Below are 26,400 nucleotides of genomic sequence, written 5' to 3' on the forward strand. Positions count from 1 at the left end.
GGTCACGACTCAACGCCGCCGAGCTCTCTGCTCGAAAACCCCGAGCAGATGGGGGAACTGTGACCACTGACGAACACAACCCGACTTCCCAGCCCTGGCCCCCGAGTCAACCGGCGGATACCGCCGGCGGTGAGTCGGATACCACGCCATCCGCCGATCCGGTCGCCGACGCGGAATCGGCCACCGAAGCCGAAACGGCGACCCCGGCAGGCCCGGCCGAACCGGTGAACGAGCCCGCCGACGCGAGCCTCCCGGAGCCGGCAGCCACCGACGGTGCGGTGAATCCGGAATCCGATGCGGCCGGTGCGCCCTGGCCCGCCGACCCCGCTGCGGGATCATGGGGTGGAGCCGACGGATTCGCCCCACCCGGGCCGGACGGTAACGGCGGCCAATACAGTGCCGTGCCGTTCGACCAGCTCGCCCCGCCTGTGCCCGGCGGGTTCAGCACCCCCGCCGGCCCCGGCAGCGATCAGTTCCCGCAACCGGACCAGTTCCCCGCGGGCGCCGGCTACCCGAGCGGACAGTTCGTCGCGCCCGACGCCGGCCAGCCGCAGCCCCTCGGACACGGCAGTGGCCAGTTCGCGCAGCCGGACCCGAACCAGTTCCAGCCGGCGAATACCGGATATGCCAGCGGACAGTTCGTCGCACCGGGGGCCGACCAGTTCCAGCCTCCGAATTCCGCGCACGGCAGCGGACAATTCCAGCAGCCGGATCCGAATCAGTTCCAGCCCGGCGGTGGGGGTTTCCCGCCACCGGACCCGAACCAGTTCCAGGCCGCGAATTTCGCCGCGAACGGTGCACAGTTCGACCAGCCGTACCCGGGCCAGTACCAGGCGCCCGGCCCGGCGGGCCAGTTCGATCCGCAGTCCGGCGGTTTCCAGGCTCCCGACGCCGCCGGCCCGCCCGGCAGCGGGCAATTCGAGCAGCAGCCCGGTGGATTCCGTGCACCCGAAGCCGGCGGCCAGTACGGCAGTGGGCAATTCGAGCAGCAGCCGGGTGGTTTCCAAGCTCCCGGCCCCGGAGGCGGCCAGTACGGTAGCGGCCAGTTCCCGGCGGCGGGCCCGAATCCGTCACTGGATCAGCTCAATCCGGAGCAGGCGCCCAATACCGGAGCACTGGGTCCGGACGGCGGTCGATTCGACCAAACTCCCGGCGGATACGCACCGGCCGGGGCGCCGGACCCCGGCGCCGGCCCACAGGGCGACCCGGCGGGCGGACCGATCTACAGCTGGGCTCCGCCGCCGATACCGGCCGCGCCGCCGCTCCAGCAGCCGTACCAGCAGGTACCACCCGCGGCTCACAACCCGCCCACCGGCCAGTTCGAGCAGCCCGGATGGGGCGCCGGCCCGGGACAGCCCGCGCCCGGAGCCCCGCAACCGCAGCAGCAGTTCCAGCAGCCGGGGCAGCCGCCGCAGGGGCAGTTCCAGCCGCGGCATATGCCCGAACCCGGGCAGCCGGGACATTCGGTCAACGATCTGAATCTGCTCAAACGTGCTCGCAAAGCCCCGCGCGGCGGCTGGCGGCGTGCGGTGCACAAGGTTTCGCGCGGCGTGATCAATCCCGGTGAATCGGCCGCGGACGTCGTCCACCGCGACCTGGTGAGTCGCGTGAACGCGCCCGTACACGGAGATTTCCGGATCGCGATCCTCTCGCTGAAGGGCGGGGTCGGCAAGACCACCACCACGGTCGGCCTGGGCGCCACCTTCGCCTCCTTGCGCGGTGACCGGGTGATCGCGATCGACGCCAACCCCGACCTGGGCACCCTGGCCCACCGGGTGCCGCGGCAGACCCGTTCGACCGTGCGCAATCTGCTGGAAGACCAGAACATCACCCGGTACTCGGATGTGCGGGCGCATACCTCGCAATCGCCGAGCCGGCTGGAAGTACTGGCCAGCGAACAGGATCCGGCGGTGTCGGAGGCCTTCAGCGAGGCCGATTACCGTCGCGCGATCGGGATCCTGCAGTCGTTCTACAACATCATCCTCACCGACTGCGGTACCGGACTGATGCATTCGGCCATGTCGGGTGTGCTCGATATGGCCAGTTCACTGGTCCTGGTGACCTCGCCCGCCATCGACGGTGCCCGCAGCGCCTCGGCGACCCTGGATTGGCTGGATTACCACGGGTATTCGCATCTCGTACGGCAGACGGTGGTGGTGGTGAACGCGTCGCGGCGCGGTTCCACCTCGGTGAACCTGGACCATCTGCGCCGGCTGTTCCTCGACCGCACCCGCGCGGTGCAGGTGGTGCCGTTCGACGACCACCTCGCCGAGGGCGCGGAGATCGATCTGGAATTGGTGAGCAAGCCGACCCGGCAGGCGCTGCTGGAACTGGCCGCGATGGTCGCCGACGATTTCTCGAATGTGGACGGATACCCGTACGGCGGTAATCGCTACTGAGCGGTGACCGCGGGCGGCGGTTCCGCGGTGACCCGCCGGGCCGCCGCCGCGAAGGAGTCCAGGACCGCGGCGATGGCCGGACGGGTCTCGGCGCGCGGCCGGGTGACCAAGTCGTAGAGCCGGGCGGCGCGTACCCCGATCAGCCGCAGCTGCGACAGCCCCGGATGGGTGACGACGTAGCGCGGCATGAGCGCGACTCCGTATCCGGCGGCGACCAAGGTTTCGATCATGCGGAAATCGTTGAGCCGCTGCACGATACGCGGTTCGACGCCGGTCACGGTGGCGATCGAGCGCAATACGTCGTCCACCGGGAAACCGCCGCGCACACTCAGCCAGGCCTCCGCGGCCAGCTCCGCGGGTGTGACGGCGGGCTTGCCCGCGAGCGGATGATCGGGCGGTACGAGCACGTCGATGGGTTCGCGCATGAGTACACGTGAGGCGATACGCGGCCCGGATACAGGCGCGGCGCGTTCGTCGCGATGGGTGAGCACGATGTCGTAGTCGGCGAGCAGGCGCGGGGTCTCGTGCGGCGGGACGTCCTCGTCACCGGCCACGATCTCCACACCACTACCCGCCATCGCCGGCAGGACGTGCGGTAGCAGCAGCGCCCCGCCCGAGGGGAACACCGCGACCCGCACTTGCCCGCGGGGCGAACCGCGGTAGTGCGCCATCTCGGCGACCGCGCGATCGAGCGCGGCGAGCACCTCGTCGGCCCGGACGACGAGTGCGTGCCCGGCGTCGGTGAGCCGCACCCGGCGCCCGCTGGGTTCGAGGAGGGTGACGCCCGCCTCCCGGGTGAGCACCTTCAATTGCTGTGATACCGCCGACGGTGTCATGGACATTGCGTCGGCGACGGCGCCGATCGTGCCGCGATCGGCGAATTCGCGCAGGATACGCAGCCTTTCCACGGAGAGCGACGAACTGCCGGAAACCATTAAGCAATACTAAATCATTCGTCCATAACAATTCGATTGTGCTCACGGTTCGATACATCCCACGATTGATCCGTGACCTCCCGTGACCGCCTCCTCGCCCTGACCGTCATCCTGCTGTGGGGACTGAACTTCCTGGCCATCCGCGTGGGTCTCGACCATCTGCCGCCGTTCTTCTTCGCCGCGCTGCGGTTCGCGGTGATAGCGGTGCCGGCCCTGCTTTTCATCCCGCGACCCCCGGTGCGGCTGCGCTGGATCCTGCTCTACGGCGCCGGGTTCGGGATGCTGCAATTCGCGTTCCTGTTCACCGCGATGCGGGTCGGGATGCCGACGGGGCTGGCGTCGCTGGTACTGCAGTCCTCGGCGCCGTTCACGGTGGCGCTGGGCGCGGTACTGCTGCGGGAACGGCTACGGCCGGTACAGGTGGCCGGGCTGCTGGTGGCGGTTGCCGGTATGGCCGTGATCGGCTGGAACCAGTTCGCGCACGCCGCGCTGCTGCCGGTGCTGCTGACGCTGGCCGCCGGATTCGGCTGGGCGCTGGGCAATATCGGCGCACGGCAGGCGAGTGTGGAGTCACCCGCCGCCAACCCCCTGCATCTCACCCTGTGGACGACGGCGGTCCCGGTGCTTCCGCTGCTCGCCATCTCGCTGGTCTGGGAGGGCCCCGCTACGGGGGCGCGGGCGCTGGCGGGCAGTTTCTCGGCGGACGGGTGGCCGGCACTGGCGGCGCTGGCGTATATCTCCCTGCTGGCGACAGTGATCGGGTCGGGCTTGTGGACGTATCTGATGAGCCGGTATCCGGCGGGTAGCGTCGCCCCGCTGTCGCTGCTGGTTCCGGTGGTCGGCTTCACCGGTGCGTGGATCTTCCTCGGTGAAACACCGGCACCGGCTAGTTTGCTCGGCGGTGGGGTGGTCATCGCCGGCGCGTTCGCGGCCACCGCCGGCGCTCGGAAGACGGCCCCGCCACGCGACCAGGACCCGGCATCCGCACCCAGCGGCACCGGGTCGTGCGAGGACAGCACCACATCTCCCGCGGACAGCTCTGCCGGGCAGGAAGACAGCACCGGGCCGCGCAAGAACGGCACCGCGTTTCCGGAAGACCGCAGAGCTTCCCACGACGACAGCACCGGGCCGACCGGAAGCAGCACCGAACCGCGCGAGGAGGGCATCGTATTGCTGCCGAACGGTCCGGCGGCGCAGGCGGCCGGTAAGAATGGCGTGCCGGACGCCGTGCGCCCGCTTGCCCCCGTGACCCGGTAGTCCCGCAGTGGAAGCCAGGCGGCGGTAACCGTGCGGCGGAAGCCGGGCAGCGAATGCCGGGCGCGGGTAACCGGATGGAACGCGGCCGACAGGTGAGCGGACCGGTCGGTGAGCGGACCGGTCGGTGAGCGGACCGGTCGGTGAGCGGACCGGTCGGTGAGCGGTCGATGGGGCACGAACGGCATATCGCGTTTAAAGTATGGCGCGATAGAGACAGCTATCCCGGGTTAGGCAGTAGTAGACAATATGGCGCAGCATCGGTGGCCCACCGCGGACTCCGCAACGATTTCCGATCAGCGGACCGCCGGTGCGGGGGCATTCTCCCGGCGCACCGTATTGCGCGCCACCGCGACCGCGGGGATCGGCGTGGCCGCCGCGATGACCCTACCGGCCCGGACGGCGCGGGCCGCGGCGAAGAGCCGAGTCGCGGTGCTGGGTGGTGGGGTCGCCGGCCTCACCGCGGCGCACGAGCTGGCCGAACGCGGTTTCGAGGTCACCGTCTACGAACGACGGGCGCTGGGCGGCAAAGCCCGCAGCATGGGGGTGCCGGGCAGCGGCACCGGCGGCCGGCCCGATCTGCCCGGCGAGCACGGCTTCCGGTTCTTCCCCGGTTTCTACCAGCACGTCCCCGACACCATGCGGCGGATCCCGTTCGCCGCCAACGGCAACGGCGTATGGGACAACCTCGTGTCCGTCCCCGATGCCCGCTTCTCCCGGGCCGGTGGCGACGATATCCACGCCGTACTCGGTTCCGGAGCGCTGACCACCGCGACCCCGGAAGGTATGCGGGAGAGCCTCGGCTCGATGATTTCCACGTTGCTGAAGATGCCGCCCGAAGAAGGGTTGTTCTTCGCCAACCGGCTGCTGGTGTTCTACACCAGCAGCGATGCGCGGCGCCTGGAACAGTGGGAGCGCACCTCGTGGCTGGATTTCGTCCAGGGACATGAGCGTTCGCACGAATTCCGGGCGTTGGTGTCGCGCACGCTGACCAGCCTGCTGGTCGCGGCGAAGGACGATATGGCCAGCGTGCGGACCATCGGCACGATGGGCGAACAATTCCTCGGCAACCCGCTGCGGATCGGTTTCGACGGTGCCCTGGACCGGGTGCTCAACGGCCCGACCAATACCGCCTGGATCGACCCGTGGGTCACGATGCTGCGCCAACTCGGGGTGCGGTTCGAGGTCGGCGCCGAGGTACGCGGGCTGGAAACCGCCGGGCGGCGGATCACCGGTGCCCGGATCGTCACCGCGGACGGTACGGCGGAAACGGTGACAGCCGATCATTTCGTGGTGGCCCTGCCCGCCGAACGCGCCCGTGATCTCTGGAACGCCGATATTCTCTCCGCCTGGCCGGAATTGGCGAAGATGAGCCGGCTGTACACGGATTGGATGAACGGCATCCAGTTCTATCTGCGTCGCGGCACCACTCTCGGCGCCGGCCACAGCGCCTATATCGATTCGCCCTGGTCGCTCACCTCGATCGCCCAGAACGCCCTGTGGGCGCGCAAACTTCCGGAGTACGGCGACGGTACCGTGGCGGATTGCCTTTCGGTGGATATTTCCGACTGGAACACCCCCGGCATTCTGTTCGGTAAAACCGCCAAGGAATGCACTCCGGAGGAAATCGCGCGGGAAACGTGGGCGCAGTTGATCGCCCACCTCAACGACCGCGAAGAAGTATTGCGCGATGCCGATCTGCATTCGTGGTTCCTCGACCCCGGAATCACCTGGCACGCCGATCGTGGCGAGAACAGCAACGCCGACCCGCTGCTGATCAATACCGCGGGTTCCTGGGATGCCCGGCCCGAACCGCACGGCGGGGTGGAGAACCTCTATCTGGCCGGTGACTATGTGCGGACGAATATCGATTTGGCGACCATGGAGGGCGCCAACGAATCCGCCCGGGCCGCGGTCAACAAACTGCTCGATGTGATCGGGTCGGACGCCCCACGCTGTCGCACCTACACCCTCTACCGGGCAGTCGAACTCGAACCACTCCGCCGAGCCGACGCCGCCGACTTCGCCGCGGGGCGCCCGAACCGGTTCGATATCCAGTTCTGATACCACCCCGCGAGACCACCCTCGACCCGCTCGCGAGCGGACCCGCAAAGCACCGGCGGGCCTCGTTCGGACACGTGGCGAGGCCGGGCCTCGGTTCCGGCCGTGAACATGAGGTCGCACCGCGCCGCCCCTGGTCCAGTGGCGGACGGTTCGCGCGGCGCCCAGCCGCGAAGGCACCGCGCCGGGCAGGGACCACAACCGGTGGTGGCATACCGGCCGGGCCCGATCTCGAGCCCGGGGGAACGCACAGTGTCACCACAATGTGAACTCCCCGCGCCGCGTGAAGACCGGCGTGGTGAATCATTAGACTGCGCGGCGTGGCAGATATCTCTGTGCGGGGGCGAACCGCCCTCCGGGTGGCGAACGCGGCAGCGTGGGCGTCCCGCAAAGCAGGCCGTGGCAACGGTTCGATGATCGGCGGGCTCCTCGCGCTGCGTATCGACCCGGGCATCATGAAACAGCTCGGCCGCGGGCGGCGCACCGTGCTGATCACCGGGACCAACGGCAAATCCACCACCACCCGCATGACCACCGCCGCCCTCAGCACCCTCGGCGAGGTGGCCACCCAGGCCGACGGCGCGAATATGGACGCCGGGATCGTCTCCGCGCTCAATGTTCACCGCGACGCCCCGCTGGCCGCCATCGAGGTGGACGAACTGCATCTGCCGCATGTCACCGATGCCCTGAAGCCCGAAGCGGTCGTGCTGCTGAACCTGAGCCGCGACCAGCTGGACCGGGTCGGCGAGATCAATATGATCGAACGCCGGCTGCGCTCCGGGCTGGCCCGGCATCCGGACACCGTCGTCATCGCCAACTGTGACGATGTGCTGGTCACCTCGATCGCCTACGACCATCCCAACGTCGTCTGGGTCGCGGCCGGCAGCGGCTGGGCGATGGATGCCACCAGCTGCCCGCGCAGCGGTGAGCCGATCCTCTGGGAGGGCGCGCACTGGCACAGCACCGGCACCGATTTCGCCCGCCCGCAACCGGATTGGTGGCTGGACGGGGACAAACTCTGCGGCCCGGACGGGGTCCGGCTGCCATTGCGGCTGGCGCTGCCCGGTCGCGCGAACCGCGGTAACGCCGCGCAGGCGGTTGCCGCTGCAGTCGCCATGGGCGCCGAGGCGGAACAGGCCTGCGCGGCCACCGGCACGGTGCAGGAGATCGCCGGCCGCTACCGCACGGTGCAGGTCGGCGAACACGCCGCCCGGCTGCTGCTCGCCAAGAATCCGGCCGGCTGGCAGGAGGCGCTGTCGATGATCGACCACAGCGCGGCCGGCCTGGTGATCGCCGTGAACGGGCAGGTGCCCGACGGTGAGGACCTGTCCTGGCTGTGGGATGTGCGCTTCGAGCACTTCGAGGACGTGCACGTCGTCGCCGCCGGCGAACGGGCCACCGACCTGGCCGTACGGCTGACCTACGCCGGGGTCGCGCACACCACCGTGCCCGACCCGGTCCGCGCGATCGCGTCCTGCCCGGCGGGACAGGTCGAGGTGCTGGCCAACTACACGGCGTTCCGCGACCTGAACCGTGACCTCCGGGAGCGCACACGATGAGCGAATCAACCGTCCGCATCGGGCTGGTACTGCCCGATGTGATGGGCACCTACGGCGACGGCGGCAATGCCGTGATCCTGCGCCAGCGGCTGCGGTGGCGCGATATCGACGCCGAGATCGTGGAGATCACCCTGCCCGACCCGGTCCCCGACTCGCTGGACATCTACACCCTCGGCGGTGCCGAGGATTCCGCCCAGCGCCTGGCGACCCGCCACCTGCTGCGCTACCCGGGCCTGCAAACCGCCGCCGGCCGCGGCGCCCCGGTGCTGGCCATCTGCGCGGCGATCCAGGTGCTCGGCCGGTGGTACGAAACCTCCAGCGGGGAGCGGGTGGAAGGCGTCGGGCTGCTGGACGCCACCACCTCCCCGCAGACCACCCGTGCGATCGGCGAAGTCACCACCACCCCGCTGCTGCCGGGGCTGTCGGCGCCGCTCACCGGGTTCGAGAATCACCGCGGTGGTACCTCGCTCGGCCCCGATGCCACCGGTTTGGCGCGGGTGACCCGCGGCGTCGGTAACGGGGTCGGCGACGGGCTGGAAGGCGTGGTCCAGGGGTCTGTACTGGGCACCTACATGCACGGCCCGGCTTTGGCCCGCAACCCCGAACTCGCGGACTACCTGCTCTGCCGGGCTCTCGGCCTCGACTCGCTCCCGCCCCTGGACCTCCCCGAGGTGGACCAGCTCCGCCGCGAACGCTGCGTCTAACTGCGCTGCCTCCGGCGGCGCGGGTTCGGGGCCCCCTTGGTCTCGTTCTTCACTCCTCCGCTCCTCCGCTTCGCTCCCCCGGCTCTGTCGCTCCAGAACGAGACGGGCCCCGAACCACAGGTGCCGGCCGAACACAGAGACGCGGAGATGATCAGTGGCCCGCGTGAATCGACTCACCGGATCCGACCACTGACGAATGGGGGGCTGCGGCCATACTCTGAGCGTGAGCTATGACCATATGCTGCTGCCGTCCGGTGTCGCCGCTACTCCTGCCGAGGTGGACGCATATTTCGTGACGCAGGAGGGACGGGCGGAGACCGAAGCGGTCGCGGCGCTGGCGAGCGAGTTGAACGATCGCAATGCGAAACTCCCGGAAGAGGACAGTTTCCTGAGCGCGCCGGTAGGCGGCGTGCCGTACGGGGCGGCATTGCATATCGCCAGCCCCTACGACGCGATCGGTTTCGTCCGGAACCTGGTGTTCGAGCTGGCGACCCCTCGCGACTACGCGGTCTACGACCCCCAGCTGGCCTGGTTGATCGACCCCGCCGGGCATATCCCGGTCACCGTCACCCACGGCGGCGCGGGCGAATTCCCCTACCTGACCGAAACCCTCGCCGGCTTCTGGGTCCACGGCCTCGCCGACCCGAACCCGTACCTGATCGTGGAACGCGCGGACCAGGTCTACATCCAGACCTACCGCGAGTCGGACCAGGATTTCACCCTCGAATACCGCGACGGCGGCCCCGACCGGCATTTCACCACCCAGGTCACCGGCCCCGACACCGTGGCCGAACTGATCTGGGCTTGGACCCGCCGCAACCAGGAGCGTCTCGACCAGCTCCCCTGGCAACGGCTGGACCTGTGAACGCCACCCGCTGACCACGCCGCGCGTTCATAACCCCGAAACCCAACGCAACCACGGCGGCGCCGAGTCTTACGAGGCCCTGAAAGGTTTTGGCCCGTCCCTGCTGTCAGTGCTCGATGCGATGCGGCGCAGCCGCGAGTGTCGAGTGCTGACAGCAGGGACCAAGGGGGGCCAAAACCCGCGGCGCCGAAGGCGCCGCAAAACATTACAGCGCGCGGCGACCTGAAAAAGCTCGGCCCAGGGTCAGTTCGTCGGCGAATTCGAGGTCGCCGCCCATGGGCAGGCCGGAGGCCAGGCGGGTGACGGTGAGGCCGGGGAAGTCGCGCAGCATGCGGACCAGGTAGGTGGCGGTGGCCTCGCCCTCGGTGTTCGGGTCGGTCGCGATGATCACCTCGGTGACGTCCACCCCGTCGTCCTGGTTGCCGATCCGGGTGAGCAGCTCCCGGATCCGCAGTTGTTCGGGGCCGATACCGCTGAGCGGGTCCAGCGCGCCGCCCAGCACGTGGTAGCGACCGCGGAATTCGCGGGTGCGTTCGATGGCCGGGACGTCCTTGGGCTCCTCGACCACGCAGATCATGCTGCGATCCCGGCGTGGGTCGGCGCAGATGCGGCACAGTTCGCCGTCGGCGACGGTGCCGCATTGGGCACAGAACCGCACACCGTCGCGGATTTTCTGCAGTACCGCCTGTAGACGGTCGATCTCCGGCGGTTCCACCTGCAACAGGTGGAACGCGATCCGCTGGGCGCTCTTGGGGCCGACGCCCGGAAGTTTGCCCAGTTCGTCGATGAGATCCTGAACCGGACCCTCGTACACCGCGTTTCCCGGAACGTCTCAGAAGCCGGGCAGGCCCGGGGCGCCGCCACCGGCCAGCGGACCCAGCCGCTCGGCGGCCAGCTCCTGCGCGTTGCCCATTGCCTGGTTGATCGCCCCGATCACCAGGTCCTGCAGGGTTTCCACATCGTCGGGATCCACCGCCTTGGGGTCGATGGTCAGCGACACGATCTCCCCCGTGGCCTTGATGGTCACCTTGACCAGGCCGTTTCCTGCCTGCCCCTCCACTTCGGCAGCGGCGATCTCGGCCTGCGCCGCCATCACCTGCTCCTGCATCTGCTGGGCCTGCTGGAGCAACTGCTGCATATCGAACTGACCATCGGGCTGCACGGCATTCCTCTCTACGGACGGGTCACGGTTCAGCCTAGTGCGGTAATGCGCTTTGTTGTCGGTGGGCCGGTGCATGATGCGGGCAACCACTCGTTCGAGGACAAGGACTACATATGGCCCCGACCATCGCCGCCGCCACGTTCGACTGTACGAATGCCGCCGCCTTGGCCGATTTCTACGCGCGCCTGCTCGACCATTCGGTGGACCCGGATGCCAGCGAGTACGTCGCCACTGTCGGACGCGACTCCGGGATGACACCGCCGCTGATGTTCCTGCAGGTGCCCGACCGGACACCGGGTAAGAATTCGGTTCACCTGGATCTGATGGCCACCGATCTGGCCGCGGAGGTCGAGCGGGCGGTGGCGCTGGGCGCGAAGCATATCGGCGATTTCGACGAGCACGGTTTCCAGTGGGCCACGCTGGCCGATCCGGAGGGCAACCTCTTCGATATCGCCACCCACTCCTGAGCGGGGCGACCGCACGGGAGCGGGAACACGACGCAACCGGGCCGGGTAACGTGGCGCAACCGTTCGCCCATCCGGTGGCAGCCGAGAGTTACGTAGCCCGTCCCGGCCGATTCGCCCGGGCGGGACGGCCGCACGCAGTAAGTGCGGCCGTCCGCGCCGGAGCCGGGCGATATCAGCCCAGTTCGCGCTTCAGGTTCGCCAGCACCGCGCCCTGGATCTTGCGCAGGCCCAGCGGGGCGAAGATGCCCTCGAAGATGCCGGAGATACCGCCGGCGCCCTGCCAGGTGGTTTCCAGCCGCACGGTCGAACCGGAGCCCGACGGGATAACCGTCCAGGTGTTGACCAGCGTGGAGTTGGCGTCCTTCTCGGTGACCACGAGATCGGCGACCGACACCTGGGCCCGGATGTTGCGGACGCGCTTCTCGGTGGCCTGCAGGGTCCACTCGGCCACGGTGCCGTCGCCCTGGCCGCCTTCCACCACCTTGTAGTCGCGGTACTGCTCGGAAAGGATCCTCGGCCGCACTTCGGTGTAGTCGGTGATCGCCGCGAGCGTGCGCTGCGGATCCGCCGCGACGTCGATCGAACTACCGGCCTTGACCTGCCCCACGATGACACTCCTTATCCAGGATGAGTTCTGACAACCCCATCCTGCCCTGTGTTCGTAGCGACCGCCGCGCCAGCCCGATAATTACGGACAACCGGCGCAAAACCGACCAATTGACAAACGCATTCGAAACAACGAGAAATAGGACAATACGGCCAAAGAATCGGCAGACCACGCCCCGAACGCCCCCCACGGCGGCGCCGAGTCCAGCGAGGCCCTCGGAAGTCCACATAACGCCGAAACCGAACGCAACCAGGGCGGCGCCGTGTCTTACAAGGCCCTCGGAGGTTCACATAACCCCGAAACCCAACGCAACCACGGCGGCGCCGAGTCTTACGAGGCCCTGAGAGGTTTTGGCCCGTCCCTGCTGTCAGTGCTCGATGCGATGCGGCGCAGCCGCGAGTGTCGAGTGCTGACAGCAGGGACTAAGGGGGGCCAAAACCCGTGCCGCCGGAGGCGGCACCAAAAACACAGCCGCCAATGACACAGATATGTGACGTTTTGTTCTTGATACTCCCCCCGCGGTGGCCGATCGAGACCAGGGAGGACTAGCGTCTAGACGTGGCAATGAGTCTGTTGGGGAAGGCCGGCCACGGTCCGGCCGCAAATGAATCCGGGTTCGCCGCATATCGGGCAGGCGTGGATCGCCTACTCGCGAGCTATCGCGCCATCCCGGCGGATGCCGATGTGCGATTGGCCAAGAAAACTTCCAATCTGTTCCGGGCCCGGGCGAAGAACACGGCTCCGGGGCTGGATGTATCGGGGCTGACCCGAGTGATCGAGGTGGACCCCCAGGCGAAAACGGCCGAGGTGGCGGGGATGACCACTTACGAGGATCTGGTGGCCGCCACCCTCCCGTACGGGCTCGCGCCGCTGGTGGTTCCGCAGCTCAAGACGATCACGCTGGGCGGCGCGGTCACCGGGCTCGGTATCGAGTCCAGTTCCTTCCGCAACGGTCTACCGCACGAATCCGTGCTGGAGATGGAGGTGCTCACCGGGGCGGGCGAGATCGTCACCATCACCCCGGACGGCCCGGATGCCGAGCTGTTCCGCGGTTTCCCCAACTCCTACGGCACCCTCGGCTACACCACCCGGCTGAAGATCGAACTGGAAACCGTGCAGCCCTATGTGGCGTTGCGGCACCTGCGGTTCCGCGATCTGCGCGAACTCGAGGCCACCTTGGACCGGATCGTGCTCGACCGCAGTCACGACGGCGAAGCGGTCGACTATCTCGACGGGGTCGTCTTCAGCGCGGGGGAAAGCTATCTCACCCTCGGGCGGCAGACCGACGAGCCCGGGCCGGTCAGCGATTACACCGATATGGATATCTATTACCGGTCCATCCAGCACGAGGGCCCGGAGCCGAAACGGGACCGGCTCACCATCCACGACTACCTGTGGCGCTGGGATACCGACTGGTTCTGGTGCTCGCGCGCGTTCGGTACGCAGAATCCGAAGATCCGCCGGTTCTGGCCGAAACGCTACCGCCGCAGCAGTTTCTACTGGAAGCTGGTCGCCTTGGACCGCCGCTACAACATCGGCGACAAGCTCGAGGCACGCAAGGGTAATCCGCCGCAGGAGCGGGTGGTGCAGGATATCGAGGTCCCGGTGGAACGCACCGCGGATTTCATGGAATGGTTCCTGCGCGAAATTCCGATCGAACCCGTCTGGTTGTGCCCCTTGCGGTTGCGCGATACCGGTGCCGCGGCCGGCGACCAGCCGTGGCCGCTGTATCCGCTGCGGACCGGGCGCACGTACGTCAACATGGGTTTCTGGTCGGCGGTGCCGAAATCGCCCGGCCGGATAGATGGTGCAGCAAACCGTGCCATCGAGAAAACCGTCACCGAATTCGACGGACACAAATCCCTGTACTCGGATTCTTATTACGGACCCGAGGAATTTGCCGCCCTCTACGGCGGTGAGAGATACAAAGAATTGAAAGAACGCTACGATCCCGGCCAGCGCCTGCTGGATCTGTATTCGAAGGCGGTGCAACGCAAATGACGACATTCAAGGACAGATCCGATGCTTTCGCGGATCTGGGCACCCGGCTCAGTATCGCCGAAGTGGTCGAGACCTTGGTCGACGGCGATGTTCCCATCAAGCTGACCGCCTACGACGGCAGCACCACCGGCCCGGTGGATTCCGATTTCGCGCTCGAGATCCGCAACCCGCGCGGCATCAACTACCTCGCCAACGCACCGGGTGATCTCGGCCTGGCCCGTGCCTACATCTCCGGGGATATGGACGCCGCGGGCGTGCATCCCGGCGATCCCTACGAAATCCTCGCGGCGATGACGGACCTGAAGTTCAAACGTCCGTCGGCGCTGTCACTGGTCGCGATCGCCCGCTCGCTGGGCTGGGAACGGTTGCGACCGGTGCCGCCACCACCGCAGGAAACCCTGCCGCGCTGGCGCCGGATCGCGCTGGAGGGGTTACGGCATTCCAAGACCCGGGACGCCGAGGCCATCCATCACCACTACGACGTCTCGAACACCTTCTACGAGTACGTCCTGGGCCCGTCCATGACCTACACCTGCGCGTGTTACGGCGAGCGGGATTGGACCCTGGAGCAGGCGCAGGAGAACAAGTACCGGCTCATCTTCGAGAAGCTGCGGCTGAAGGAAGGCGACCGGCTGCTCGATATCGGCTGCGGCTGGGGCGGGATGGTGCGCTACGCCGCGAAACGCGGTGTCCGGGTGATCGGCGCGACCCTGTCCGCCGAGCAGGCCTCCTGGGCGCAGAAGAAGATCGCCGAGGAAGGCCTGAGCGATCTGGCCGAGGTGCGGCATTCGGATTACCGGGACGTCACCGAAGGTGAATTCGACGCGGTCTCCTCGATCGGGCTGACGGAACATATCGGGGTCCACAACTACCCCTATTATTTCCGGTTCATCCAGAGCAAATTGCGGGAGGGCGGGCTGTTCCTCAACCACTGCATCACCCGCCCGGACAACACCCGCACCACCAAGGCCGGCGATTTCATCGACCGCTACGTCTTCCCCGACGGGGAACTCATCGGTTCGGGCCGCATCATCAGCGAGATCCAGAACATCGGGCTCGAGGTGCTGCACGAGGAGAACCTGCGCGAGCACTATGCGCTGACCCTCGCCGAATGGTGCAAGAACCTGGTGGCCAACTGGGATGCGTGTGTGGCCGAGGCCGGCGAGGGCACCGCGAAGGTGTGGGGCCTGTACATGGCGGGCAGCCGGTTGGGCTTCGAACGCAATGTGGTGCAGCTGCACCAGGTGCTCGGGGTGAAACTGGGCAGCTCCGGCCGGCCCGAGGTGCCGCTGCGGCCCTGGTGGACGCCGTAGCGCGCCGACGCTCGGCGCGGCAGCGTTCAGCTCAGTAGTTCGTCCAGGAAACGGATCGGGACACGGTTCTCACCCAGCGTGCGGACCGTGTCCTTTCCTTCCGGGGTGGTCACCGGCAGATCGTCGCGCAGTACCTGCATGATCTCGCGGACCGCCGGGCCGGCGTCCAGCAGCGGCCGCGTCCAGCCCAGTTCCGCGCAGGTGGCGACGGCCGGTGCCAGCAGCGCGGCCGCCTCACCGACCCATCCCGCGGCGGCCAGGCATTCGGCGAGCAGCAGCGACATATCCAGACCGGCACGGGGCCGGCCCTGTTCCCGGGTACGGCCGTGCAGCGCCCGCGCGTGCCGCGCGGCGCGCTCGTGGTCCTGGCGCGCATCGCCGGTCAGCAACGAGCGGATGACGGCGATCTCGCCCGCCTCGGTGTCCAGCGCGGTCGGGGGTGCGGGCGTTTCGAGCACCCGCCGGGGTTCGATGATGTTCCGGGCGCCGCCGGCGGTGCTTTCCGAACCCCGGTCGGCCGGGAGCGCGCCGAGCCGGAACTGCTCGGCCCGGATCTGCGCACCCAGCCGGGTGAGCTGGTGGTCGGCGGCGATCCGCGCCCCCTCGGCGAGCCGCACCGCCGCGGCCGGCAGATCACCGCGCAGGGCCTTCACCCGGGCGCCGGTCACGATGGTGGCGATCAAGGATTCGATCGGGCCGACCCGCGCCACCAGTTGATAGCTCTCGTCGAACAGTTCCTCGGCCGCGGCCAGATCGCCCCGCCGGTACTCGAGTTCGCCCAGCAGCCCGGCGACGGCACGGACCCCGTGCGACCGCGGCCCCGCCCGCAGCTGCGCGGTTTTGTACGCCTGCCGGTAGGCGGCGGAAGCGGTCGCGATATCCAGCTGCTCGTAGGCGATGAGGCCCCGGCCGCACCAGGCGAAGATCTCGCCCAGCGGCTCCCGGGACCGCTCCTGATAGGGCCGCGCCCACTCCAGCATTTCGCTCGCGGCCCGATAGTCGAATTCGCATATCCGGACGTAGGCGTGGATATTGGCTGCCGTCGCGACCGTCCAGGCCGGCAGTTCGTCGGGATGCTGTAGCGATTCGTCCACCTGATCGAGCACGCCGGCGCAGCGATCGTGCGAGATCTCGTCCGCCGCCGCCAGCACATCGGCCTGGCAGCGCTGTTTACGCACCTCACCGTCGCCCTCCGGGCTTCGCGACAGCGCGTTCGACAGCCGGTTCAGCGCCGACCGCGCCGCCGTGGACTGCTGCAGGTTCACGTTCGCCCGCGCGACCGCCATCAACAGCTTCGACCGCGAAGCCACCTGCTGGACGGGCAGTTTCGACACCGAGCCGAGCAGGGTCGCCACCCGCGAACCGTCGATCAGGTCCATACCACCGTTCTCGAGCAGATCCAGGGCGGTTTTGAAATCGGTGCCGGCCAGCGAATGGTCCACCGCGCGGCGTAACAGCTGATGTTCGGCATACCAGCGGGCGGCGCGGCGGTGCAGCGTCTTCACCCGGCCGGGATCGTTCCGGTCCAGGCGTGCGCGCAGATATTCGGCGAACAGCGGCTGCATCCGGAACCATTCCGGTTCCTCGTCGATATGCCGCACGAACAGTTCGCGCCGCTCGGCCTCCTCCAGCAGCCGCGGTCCCTCGGAGTTACCGGTGATCGCGATCGCCAGCGCACCGTTGACCTGTTCGGCCACCGCGATGGCGGACAGGAAGTCGAGCATCTCGGGTTCGAGCGTGTCCAGCACGTTCTCGGCCAGATATTCACGAATACCGTGTCCGCCCTCGGACAGGCGCTCCACCAGGCTCGCCGGGTCGGGGTCGTCCCGCAGCGCCAGGCTGATCAGCTGGATCGCGGCAGGCCAGCCGTCGGTGGCGGCATACAGCCGGTCCAGTTGCCCGTCGTCGAGCGCGAATCCGTTGCGGCGTACCAGGATCTCGCCGACCTCGGCGCGGGTGAGCCGTAGCTGCGCGGAATCGACCTGCACCAGTTCGTCGTTCATCCGCATCCGGCCTACCGGCAGTTCGGAAGGGTCGCGGCTGGTCACCACGAAACGCAGGTGGTGGCAGCCGCTGCCCAGCAGCCGCGTCAGCACCCGGTGCGCGCCCGGATCGGTGAGCCGGTGCCAATCGTCGATGATCACCACCACCGGTTCTCCGCTGGTGTGCAATTCGTCGATCAGGCTGGACACCGCGAAGGCGACCGTATCCGCGGGCCGTTCCTCGAGCATCTGTCCCAGCCCGGCCCCGATATCGGGTCGCACTCGATGAATGGCCTCGATCAGATGCGCGAGGAACCAGACCTCGTTGTCGTCGCCGCTGTCGATTCCGATCCAGGCGACCGGCAGCCCCTGGGACTCGAGTTCGTCGCGCCACTGCGCGGCCAGCACACTCTTCCCGAAGCCGGCGGGCGCATGGATCACGGTGAGCCGGCATTCCACACCTTCGCGCAGGATATCGAGCAGCCGTGGCCGGCGCACGGGCTCGCGCGGCGGGGTGGGGGGCCGGAACTTCGTGGCCGGACTCGGTGGCAGCGTGGCCGGCGACCGCGGCCGCTCACCCACCTGCCCCGTATCGGCCCGTGGTCCGGCCTCGGGGGTGCGCGCGCGTGGGCCCGTGATACCGAGCCGGCCGGACGCCGTCGGTGGTAGCAGCGGCCAGCTGCGCCGCGCCGTCACCGCGGGAGCCGGGCGCTCGTGCACCGGCGGTCCGGCTTCCACCGCGGTGATCTCCGGGTCCAGCAGCGCCATCTCGTCCGGCACCTGACCGTGCGCGGCCTGCACCGCCCGCAGCATCTCCCCGAACTCGTAGGCGGAGGCCGGCCGCTCCCGCGGGTCCTGCGCCATCGCCTGTTCGATGGCCGCGGCGACATCGGCGGGAATGTCCTGCTCACGCAGATCGGGAACGGGCTGCGTGGTGATCCGCAGGAACTGCGCCACCACCCGTTCCCCCGCCTGCCGCTCGAACGCGGCGTGCCCGGTGAGCAGGGCGAACAGGGTCGCACCCAGACCGTATACATCGGAGCGGACCGTCGGCTCCTGCCCCTTGAGCACTTCGGGTGCCGTGAACGCCGGGGAACCGGTGATCTGGCTGTCCGAGGTGCGGAAACCGCCGGGCATCCGGGCGATCCCGAAATCGGTGAGCTGGGGTTCGCCGTACGAACTGAGCAGCACATTGGCCGGTTTCACATCGCGATGCAGAATCCGGGTGCGATGCGCGCTCTCGATCGCACCGGCCAGCTTCACTCCGGCGCGTAGGGTGTCGGCCCAGCTCAGCGGGCCCAGATCGTGGATGAGACGTTCCAGCGAACCGTGCGTGGCGAAGGGCATCACGATGAACGGCAGCCCGCCGGCGGTCACATCCACCTGCAGGATGTCGACGATATTGGGATGCCCCGACAGCCGGCCCATGGCGTGCTCCTCACGCAGGAACCGCTCCCGGCTCTCCGGGTCCAGATCCGAGGACAGCACCTTCACCGCGACCACCCGGTCCAGCGCCCGCTGCACACACCGGTACACGACGCCGAACCCACCGCGCCCGATCTCCTGCGCCTCGGTCAGCCCCATAGCGGCCAGGTCCTCGACGATATGCTCCGGTTCGGCCACCTCCGGGCCGGGCCCCGGGACGGCCATCGTGGGCTCCGGGACCGCGGGCCCGCGACCGGTCGCACCGGGCTCCGGGGACTGGGGTTCCGCGGCTTCGGGATCGGCAGACGGGGGATCGACGGTTTCGGGCACAGCGGATTCGGGACCGGCCGTATCGAAACCGGCGCTCTTCGGATCGGCGTGTCGCGACGCACCGGCGGACCCGGGGTAGGAGTCTTCCGATTCGCGGCCCTGCGGGCCCGAACGCGTTCGTGGAGTCATATCACCACCTCGCACTCGTAACGAATCGGCTGCGGTGGAAAACGCCGCGGGGCCGTTCGGTATCCACTTCCAACGTAGCGCGGTGTATCCCACTATGGGCGGGATTAACCTCCCGCCGCGTGTCTGTGCTTATCTGCGCCGCCTCCGGCGGCGCGGGGTTCGGCCCCCTTGGTCCCTGCTGTCAGCGCTCGACACTCGCGGCTGCGCCGCATCGCATCGAGCGCTGACAGCAGGGACGGGCCGAACCCTCTCAGGGCCTCGTAAGACTCGGCGCCGCCGTGGTTGCGTTCGGGTTCCGGGTTATGGCGTCCTCCGAGTGCCTCGGTGGACTCGGCGCCGCCGTGGTTACGTTCGATTTCGGGATTTGTGCACTTCGAGTGCCTCGGTGGACACGGCGCTGCCGCGGAGCGCGTTGGGGACGGCTGTGGACAAGGAGACCGGGGCATCAAATGACATAACCCGCCCCACACCTGGTGGGACGGGTTATGTGTTCTACCGGCTGTACGGTCCGGGCCGCTGGGGCCGGGCCGAAACCTACTTGCGCAGGGAGGCCGGGACCTCGAAGCGCTTGCCGTACTTCTTCGCCAGCTCGTCGGCGCGGGCCACGAAGGCTTCCTGGCCGCCCGGGTAGCCGACGATGAACTGGTGCACGCCACCGGTCCAGGCCGGGAACCCGATACCGAAGATCGAGCCGATATTGGCGTCCGCGGTGGACTCGAGCACGCCTTCGTCGAAGCACTTCTGGGTTTCGATGGCCTCGGCGAACAGCATGCGGTCGATCAGATCCTGCAGCGGCACGGTGAAGTCACGAGTGGTCTTGAAGTGCTCCCGCAGCTGCGGCCAGATGTGGAGACGCTTGCCGTTCTCGTCGTACTCGTAGAAACCGGCCTTCTCCAGGCGACCCGGGCGGCCCTGTTCGACCATGTAGTCGACCACGTCGATGGCCGGGTGCCGTTCGGTGCCCATGGCGGCGTCGCCGGCCTTGGCGGCCTCTTCGGTCTCCCTGGCGATCTTCTGCATGAGCTTCATGTTCAGCTCATCGGTCAGCTGCAGCGGCGGAGCCGGGTAGCCCGCCTGCGAACCGGCCTGCTCGATGGTGGCGGGCTCGATGCCCTCACCCAGCATGGCGATCGCCTCGTTGACGAAGGTACCGATCACGCGGGAGGTGAAGAAGCCGCGGCTGTCGTTGACGACGATCGGGGTCTTCTTGATCGCCAGGGTGTAGTCGAACACCCGGGCCAGCGCCTCGTCGGAGGTCTTCTCACCCTTGATGATCTCGACCAGCGGCATCTTGTCGACCGGCGAGAAGAAGTGGATCCCGATGAAGTCCTGCTCGCGCTTGACACCCTTGGCCAGGCCGGTGATCGGCAGGGTGGAGGTGTTGGAGCCCAGCAGCGCGTCCGGGGTGACGATGTCCTCGATCTCCTGGAACACCTTGTGCTTCAGCTCGGTGCTCTCGAAGACCGCCTCGATCACGAAATCGACGCCGTCGAAATCGGCGACATCGGCGCTCGGCTTGATCCGGTCGAGCAGCGCCTTGGACTTCTCCTCGGTGGTCTTGCCCCGGGACAGCGCCTTGGCCTCGATCTTCTCCGAGTAGCCCTTACCGCGCTCGGCCGCCTCGATGGTGACGTCTTTGAGCACGACCTCGTAGCCGGCCTTGGCGGAAACGTAGGCGATACCCGCGCCCATCATGCCCGCGCCGAGCACACCGACCTTCTTGATCTCACGCTTGGGCACATCCTTCGGACGCGAACCACCGTTGTTGATGGTCTGCAGATCGAAGAAGAACGCCTGGATCATGTTCTTCGCGACCGGCCCGGTGAGCAGGTGCACGAAGTAACGGGATTCGATCAGCGACGCATTGTCGAAATCGACCTGCGAGCCCTCGACCGCCGCGGCCATGATGGCGCGCGGAGCGGGCATATTGGCGCCCTTGAGCTGCTTGCGCAGGTTGGCCGGGAAAGCCGGCAGGTTCGCGGCGAACGCCGGGCTGGCGGGGGTGCCGCCGGGGATCTTGTAGCCCTTCTTGTCCCAGGGCTGTACGCCGCCCTCGGGGTTGGCCTTGATCCACGCCTTGGCGGCGGGAACCAATTCCTCGATCGAGCCGACCAGCTCGTCGACCAGGCCGATCTCCTTGGCCTTGGCCGGCTTGTTGCGCTGGCCCTGCAGCAGCACGCCCATCAGCGCGGTCTGCAGGCCGAGCATGCGCACGGTGCGGACGACGCCGCCGCCCGCGGGCAGCAGGCCCAGGGTGGCCTCGGGCAGGCCGATCTGCGAACCGGGGACATCGGCCGCGATCCGGTGATGGGTCGCCAGCGCGATCTCCAGGCCACCGCCGAGCGCGGCGCCGTTGATGGCGGCCACGACCGGCTTGCCGAGGGTCTCCAGGCGGCGCAGCGCCGACTTGATCTCGGTCAGTTCGGCCATCAGTTCGGGGCCGTTGTCCGGGCCGACCTGCATCATGTTCTTCAGGTCGCCACCGGCGAAGAAGGTTTTCTTCGCCGAGGTCAGCACGACACCGGTGATGTCGTCCTTCTCGGCCTCGAGCCGGTCGACCGTCGCGGTCATCGACTTCTTGTAGAGGTCGTTCATCGTGTTGGCGCCCTGGTTCGGGTCGTCCATCGTCAGCACGACGATGCCGTCCGAATCCTTCTCCCAACCGATCATGTTGGCTTCGCTCACAGCTCTGTGTCTCCTTGTTGAATCAGTGACCGGTGGGATCAGACCCGCTCGATGATGGTGGCCACACCCATGCCGCCGCCGATGCACAGCGTGACCAGGGCGTAGCGGGCGTTGCGCCGCTCCAGTTCGTCGACCATGGTGCCGGTGATCATCGCGCCGGTGGCGCCCAGCGGGTGGCCCATGGCGATGGCGCCGCCGTTGACGTTCAGCTTCTCGTCCGGGATCTGCAGATCCTTCTGGAACTTCAGCACCACCGAGGCGAAGGCTTCGTTGATCTCGAACAGGTCGATATCGTCGATGCTCAGACCGGCCTTGGCCAGCACCTTCTTGGCGGCCGGGGTGGGGCCGGTGAGCATGATGGTGCTGTCGGCGCCGCTGGTGGCGGTGGCGACGATCCGGGCGCGCGGGGTCAGGCCCGAGGCCTTACCGGCCTCTTCGGTGCCGACCAGCACCAGCGCGGCACCGTCGACGATGCCGGAGCTGTTACCGCCGTGGTGGACGTGCTCGATCTTCTCGACGAAGTGGTATTTCTGCAGCGCCACCGCGTCGAAGCCACCCATTTCACCGAGCCCGGCGAACGACGGGTTCAGCTTGGCCAGATCCTCCACGGTGGTGCCCGGGCGCATGTGTTCGTCGCGGTCCAGCACGGTCAGGCCGTTGATGTCCTTGACCGGGACGATGGACTTGGCGAAGTAACCGCCGGTGGTCGCCTTGGCGGCCAGGTCCTGCGAACGCACGGCGTAGGCATCGACGTCCTCACGGGTGAAGCCTTCGATGCTGGCGATGAGGTCGGCGCTGATGCCCTGCGGGACGACGTAGGTGTCGTAGTTGGTGGCCGGGTCGAGCATCCAGGCACCGCCGTCGGAACCCATCGGCACCCGCGACATCGACTCGACACCACCGGCGAGCACCAGATCGTCGAAGCCGGAGCGCACCTTCTGGGCGGCCATGTTCACGGCTTCCAGGCCGGAGGCGCAGAAGCGGTTGATCTGCACGCCGCCGACGGTTTCGGGCAGGCCGGCGGTCAGCACGGTGGTGCGGGCGATATCGGAACCCTGGTCGCCGACCGGGGACACGACACCCAGGATGAGGTCCGAGATACGGTCCTCGTCGAGATTCGGGAAGCGGTTACGCAGCTCCTGCACCAGGCCAGTGGTGAGATCGATCGGCTTGACCGAATGCAGCGACCCCTTCTTGTTGCGGCCGCGCGGGGTGCGGATGGCCTCGTAAATGTAGGCCTCTGTGGTCATATCGGAGTGTTCCTTCCTAGGAATACGCCCGCGCCGCACCCTGGCGGAGCAGACGCGAGTTACCTCGCCGACCGGCCGTTCGACCGACCGTCCGTATTCAGTTGGCAGCGCTGACGGGCCGGAAAAACCCGCGCGGGCATACGCTGTACAAACCACGGCACGAACCAGCGGACGGGTATCCGGCGGACCGCTCGTCACGGCCCACCATAGAACCTCGTCCCACGGGAGTCCGCAGCCACCCGCCCATAGTACCGCCGGATGCGAACTCCGGTTAACTTAACGCGGTCCAACCGGTGCTTGTCAACCGTTCAACGGGGTGGCGCCCAGCTCACTGGCCAGCAATTCCAGAGCGACCTCATCCGGATCGCGCCGATGCTCGGGCGCAACCGGCCGCGCGGCGTCCTCGAACATCTCCTGCTCCTCCTCCGGCGTGGAAGGCGGAACGGCGCCCGATCCGTAACCGTAATCGTCCGGGCCCGGATCGTCCGGTAGGTCCGGATAGTCCGGCGGCGGGATGTCGTCGTAGGGGTTCCCGGCTCCCCCGGGGCCCGGATTCCCGGCCCCCGGCGAGCCCGATGCCCCGGCAGCCGCCGGACCACCGCCACGAGCCTGACTCGGCCGCGAGAACCGCGGCGCACTCCCCGCTTTCCGGCCCGATCCACTCGCCGTCCGGTTCGGCTCGCCCTCGCCGCGACCGCCGGGTCGTCCCGTCACCGCGGTGCCGGTGGTATCCGCCTCACGCTCGGTGGTGGAACTTCCCGCCGGCCCCGAGGCGCCGGACTCGGCCGCCGCACTCCCCGGCCGTCCGGTCCAGGATCGCCGCGGCCCGCCTCGGCGACTCCCTTCGGAATCTCCCGATTCGGTGTCCCCGGAGCGCCGCCCGCCCCGCTCCCGGCCGCCGGGACCCCGCGAGATCTGCTGGCCCGCGACCACCCACCGCACGGGATGTTCCCGTCCGAGGACCGCGGCGACCGCCGACCGCACCACCGACAGCGGCTGCGGCTGCGACAGCCGCTGCACCAGCGCGGCGTGGTGGGCGAGCACGATCTCGCCCCGTTCGACACCGGCGACGGACGCGCCCGAAGTGAGCATCGCGCCGAGCGTGGCCCCGGACTCCTTCACCTTCATCTTGATATCGGACCAGGCGGCCTCCACGGCCGCCAGCAACTCGGGGTCACCCGCCGGTCCATCCGGCTCCGCATCCGGTCCGTCCGGACCAGCGGAAGCTCCACCCGGACCGGGCTGCGATCCACCCGGCCCATCGAAAGAATCACCCGATCCGGCAGGAGATCCTGCCGGAGCAGCCGAAGGCGCCCTCCGATCCTCCGAAGGCACACTCGACGCAGGAGAAGACCCGCGCGGCCCAGCCGGCGGTCCGCTCGGACCCGCAGGAGATCCACTCGGCCCAGCCGAGGGTTCGGCCGGGCCGGCGGGAGATCCACTCGGCCCGGTGGCGGGTTCACCCGGTACAACCGAAGTTCCATCCGGCCCGGCGGACAACGTGTCGCGCCCGGCCTCCGGGAACGATTCGGATTCCGGCCGGACAGCACCGGCGCGGTTCTCCGCGGTTCCGCCTGCGACCGGCGCAGGCATACGCTCACCGTCACCGGTTGTCCGTGGACCATCGACCTCATCGGCAGCGGGCACGGCACGACCGCGATCGGCAGCCGGGTGATCGCGATCGTCATTCCCGGTGCCCGCACGATCCGGGCCGCCGGAACCGGCCGCCGTTCCACCCGTGTTCTCCGGACCACGTCCGGCGGTGTGGGTACCCCCGGTCTCGGAATGCGCTGCGGGGCCGGCGGATTCCATAGACGGACCGGCGGCGGACGGACGGCGATCGCGATGACCGGCACCTTCGCCCGCGGGCGTATGCGCGCCTTCCGCCGACGCCCTCGCGGCGGTTGCGGACTCCGGCCGCTCGGTCCCCTTGGACCCCCGCAAGGCGGCCAGCGCCTCGGCCCCACGCCGGCGGGACGGATCGGCGGCCGGGCGGGCGGGCGCCGCGGGCTGATCGGCGGAAGCAGGAGCCGGTCCCGCCGGGGCCGCGACCGCGCCGGAGGCCACCCGCCGTTCCAGCTGTTCGAGCCGCTGCAGGGTCGCCGCCTCGGAAGTGTCGGCGGCGGGCAGCAGCATCCGCGAGCACACCACCTCGAGCAGCAGGCGGGGCGCGGTCGCGCCGCGCATCTCGCCGAGCCCGGCGTGCAGGAGTTCGGCCGAGCGGGTCAGCGTCGCCGGCCCCAGCCGGGCGGCCTGGTCGCGCATGCGGTCCAGCAGATCGCCGGGGGCGGCGACCAGGCCGCGTTCGGTGGCATCGGGCACGGCCTGCATCAAGATCAGATCACGCAGGCGTTCGAGCAGGTCCACCGCGAAACGCCGCGGATCGTGCCCGGCCTCCATCACCCGGTCGACCGTGCGGAACAGCGCCGCCCCGTCACCGGCCGCCAGCGCGTCGACCGCATCGTCGATCAGCGCCACATCGGTCACCCCCAGCAGTGCGACGGCGCGCGCGTAGGTCACGCCGTCACTACCGGCGCCCGCGAGCAACTGGTCGAGAACGCTCAGACTGTCTCGCGGCGATCCACCACCGGCCCGGATCACCAGCGGATATACCGCCTCTTCCACCGGCACCTGTTCCTGTTCACAGATATCGCCGAGCAGGCCGCGCATCGTGGCCGGCGGCAACAGCCGGAACGGATAGTGGTGGGTGCGCGACCGGATGGTCGGCAGCACCTTCTCCGGCTCGGTGGTCGCGAAAACGAAGATCAGATGGGCCGGTGGTTCCTCGACGATCTTGAGCAGCGCATTGAAGCCGGCGGTGGTCACCATATGGGCCTCGTCGACGATGAACACCCGGTAGCGGGATTCGGCGGGCGCGTAGAACGCGCGATCGCGGAGTTCGCGGGTGTCGTCCACACCGCCGTGGCTGGCGGCGTCGAGCTCGATCACGTCGAGGTTCCCCCCACCGCCGGGCGCCAGGGAAACGCAGGACGCGCAGGTCCCGCACGGCGTCGAGGTGGGTCCCTGGACGCAGTTCAGCGATCGGGCCAGGATCCGGGCCGACGAGGTCTTACCGCAACCCCGCGGACCTGAGAACAGATAGGCATGACTGATCCGCCCGGTATCGAGCGCGGTACACAGCGGGTCGGTGACATGCTCCTGGCCCACCACGTCAGCGAACGTTGCCGGTCGGTACTTCCGGTACAGAGCCACGGGGCGAGTCTATTGGCGCGCTCCGACGCGCGGGGCCCGAGGCCCGGCAAGGGGCCTGA

At 68.5% G+C, this 26,400-nt stretch carries 16 protein-coding genes and 1 pseudogene; 9 read left to right on the top strand and 8 right to left on the bottom strand.

Annotated elements, in window-relative coordinates; all coding sequences use genetic code 11:
- The first annotated feature begins 59 nt into the window (after positions 1 to 59).
- Positions 60 to 2,399, top strand: coding sequence for an AAA family ATPase (locus tag ACQEVO_RS29135; RefSeq protein WP_432919602.1), 2,340 nt, complete (start codon positions 60 to 62; stop codon positions 2,397 to 2,399).
- Here ACQEVO_RS29135 and ACQEVO_RS29140 read toward each other — a convergent pair.
- Positions 2,393 to 3,334 (bottom strand): LysR family transcriptional regulator, encoded by a 942-nt coding sequence (locus tag ACQEVO_RS29140; RefSeq protein WP_432919604.1) that lies wholly within the window; start codon positions 3,332 to 3,334, stop codon positions 2,393 to 2,395. The genes ACQEVO_RS29135 and ACQEVO_RS29140 overlap by 7 nt on opposite strands.
- 72 nt (positions 3,335 to 3,406) lie before the next feature.
- Between ACQEVO_RS29140 and ACQEVO_RS29145 the strand changes: the two are divergent.
- From ACQEVO_RS29145 to ACQEVO_RS29165, 5 genes and pseudogenes are all read left to right on the top strand, one after another.
- A pseudogene (locus ACQEVO_RS29145) lies at positions 3,407 to 4,330 on the top strand (EamA family transporter); the annotation flags it as partial.
- A gap of 639 nt (positions 4,331 to 4,969) precedes the next feature.
- The gene (locus ACQEVO_RS29150; protein WP_432923137.1) at positions 4,970 to 6,652 is read left to right on the top strand and encodes a hydroxysqualene dehydroxylase; all 1,683 of its coding nucleotides are present in this window, start codon (positions 4,970 to 4,972) and stop codon (positions 6,650 to 6,652) included.
- Between the two features lie 317 nt (positions 6,653 to 6,969).
- On the top strand, positions 6,970 to 8,208 hold the full coding sequence (locus tag ACQEVO_RS29155) for a MurT ligase domain-containing protein (protein ID WP_432919606.1): 1,239 nt from the start codon (positions 6,970 to 6,972) through the stop codon (positions 8,206 to 8,208).
- Positions 8,205 to 8,912, top strand: coding sequence for a type 1 glutamine amidotransferase (locus tag ACQEVO_RS29160; protein ID WP_432919608.1), 708 nt, complete (start codon positions 8,205 to 8,207; stop codon positions 8,910 to 8,912). The genes ACQEVO_RS29155 and ACQEVO_RS29160 overlap by 4 nt, the downstream gene beginning before the upstream one ends.
- A 223-nt stretch (positions 8,913 to 9,135) precedes the next feature.
- On the top strand, positions 9,136 to 9,777 hold the full coding sequence (locus tag ACQEVO_RS29165) for a hypothetical protein (protein ID WP_432919610.1): 642 nt from the start codon (positions 9,136 to 9,138) through the stop codon (positions 9,775 to 9,777).
- Between the two features lie 205 nt (positions 9,778 to 9,982).
- Here the strand turns inward: ACQEVO_RS29165 and recR are convergent, their stop codons facing one another.
- Positions 9,983 to 10,591, bottom strand: a complete 609-nt coding sequence (recR, locus tag ACQEVO_RS29170) for a recombination mediator RecR (RefSeq protein WP_280402682.1) — start codon at positions 10,589 to 10,591, stop codon at positions 9,983 to 9,985.
- Between the two features lie 18 nt (positions 10,592 to 10,609).
- The gene (locus ACQEVO_RS29175) at positions 10,610 to 10,939 is read right to left on the bottom strand and encodes a YbaB/EbfC family nucleoid-associated protein (protein ID WP_432919613.1); all 330 of its coding nucleotides are present in this window, start codon (positions 10,937 to 10,939) and stop codon (positions 10,610 to 10,612) included.
- A 113-nt stretch (positions 10,940 to 11,052) separates the two neighbouring features.
- On the opposite strand from ACQEVO_RS29175, the gene ACQEVO_RS29180 reads away from it, so the two are divergent.
- Positions 11,053 to 11,406, top strand: a complete 354-nt coding sequence (locus ACQEVO_RS29180) for a VOC family protein (protein ID WP_432919615.1) — start codon at positions 11,053 to 11,055, stop codon at positions 11,404 to 11,406.
- A gap of 172 nt (positions 11,407 to 11,578) precedes the next feature.
- Here ACQEVO_RS29180 and ACQEVO_RS29185 read toward each other — a convergent pair whose 3' ends face one another.
- Complete coding sequence (locus ACQEVO_RS29185; protein WP_432919617.1) at positions 11,579 to 12,013, bottom strand: SRPBCC family protein; 435 nt, start codon at positions 12,011 to 12,013, stop codon at positions 11,579 to 11,581.
- 564 nt (positions 12,014 to 12,577) lie between these two features.
- Between ACQEVO_RS29185 and ACQEVO_RS29190 the strand changes: the two genes are divergently transcribed.
- Positions 12,578 to 14,014: an FAD-binding oxidoreductase gene (locus ACQEVO_RS29190; protein ID WP_432923140.1), complete on the top strand. Its 1,437-nt coding sequence runs from the start codon at positions 12,578 to 12,580 to the stop codon at positions 14,012 to 14,014.
- On the top strand, positions 14,011 to 15,327 hold the full coding sequence (locus tag ACQEVO_RS29195; protein ID WP_432919619.1) for a class I SAM-dependent methyltransferase: 1,317 nt from the start codon (positions 14,011 to 14,013) through the stop codon (positions 15,325 to 15,327). The genes ACQEVO_RS29190 and ACQEVO_RS29195 overlap by 4 nt, the downstream gene beginning before the upstream one ends.
- 26 nt (positions 15,328 to 15,353) lie before the next feature.
- Here the strand turns inward: ACQEVO_RS29195 and ACQEVO_RS29200 are convergent, their stop codons facing one another.
- From ACQEVO_RS29200 to ACQEVO_RS29215, 4 genes are all read right to left on the bottom strand, one after another.
- Positions 15,354 to 19,193 (bottom strand): protein kinase domain-containing protein, encoded by a 3,840-nt coding sequence (locus ACQEVO_RS29200; protein ID WP_432919621.1) that lies wholly within the window; start codon positions 19,191 to 19,193, stop codon positions 15,354 to 15,356.
- A gap of 534 nt (positions 19,194 to 19,727) precedes the next feature.
- Positions 19,728 to 21,878, bottom strand: coding sequence for a 3-hydroxyacyl-CoA dehydrogenase NAD-binding domain-containing protein (locus ACQEVO_RS29205; RefSeq protein WP_432919623.1), 2,151 nt, complete (start codon positions 21,876 to 21,878; stop codon positions 19,728 to 19,730).
- Positions 21,879 to 21,916: 38 nt separating this feature from the next.
- Positions 21,917 to 23,128, bottom strand: a complete 1,212-nt coding sequence (locus ACQEVO_RS29210) for an acetyl-CoA C-acetyltransferase (protein WP_432919625.1) — start codon at positions 23,126 to 23,128, stop codon at positions 21,917 to 21,919.
- 300 nt (positions 23,129 to 23,428) lie between these two features.
- Positions 23,429 to 26,341, bottom strand: a complete 2,913-nt coding sequence (locus tag ACQEVO_RS29215) for a DNA polymerase III subunit gamma and tau (protein WP_432919627.1) — start codon at positions 26,339 to 26,341, stop codon at positions 23,429 to 23,431.
- Positions 26,342 to 26,400 lie beyond the last annotated feature (59 nt).

Source organism: Nocardia sp. CA-290969 (assembly GCF_050936135.1).
In the GTDB taxonomy this organism is placed as follows: domain Bacteria; phylum Actinomycetota; class Actinomycetes; order Mycobacteriales; family Mycobacteriaceae; genus Nocardia.

Coding starts and splice junctions, on each gene's coding strand:
- ACQEVO_RS29140 (WP_432919604.1), bottom strand. CDS start 3,334: ATGGTTTCCGGCAGTTCGTCGCTCTCCGTGGAAAGGCTGCGTATCCTG.
- ACQEVO_RS29150 (WP_432923137.1), top strand. CDS start 4,970: ATGACCCTACCGGCCCGGACGGCGCGGGCCGCGGCGAAGAGCCGAGTC.
- ACQEVO_RS29160 (WP_432919608.1), top strand. CDS start 8,205: ATGAGCGAATCAACCGTCCGCATCGGGCTGGTACTGCCCGATGTGATG.
- ACQEVO_RS29180 (WP_432919615.1), top strand. CDS start 11,053: ATGGCCCCGACCATCGCCGCCGCCACGTTCGACTGTACGAATGCCGCC.
- ACQEVO_RS29190 (WP_432923140.1), top strand. CDS start 12,578: ATGAGTCTGTTGGGGAAGGCCGGCCACGGTCCGGCCGCAAATGAATCC.
- ACQEVO_RS29195 (WP_432919619.1), top strand. CDS start 14,011: ATGACGACATTCAAGGACAGATCCGATGCTTTCGCGGATCTGGGCACC.
- ACQEVO_RS29200 (WP_432919621.1), bottom strand. CDS start 19,193: ATGACTCCACGAACGCGTTCGGGCCCGCAGGGCCGCGAATCGGAAGAC.
- ACQEVO_RS29210 (WP_432919625.1), bottom strand. CDS start 23,128: ATGACCACAGAGGCCTACATTTACGAGGCCATCCGCACCCCGCGCGGC.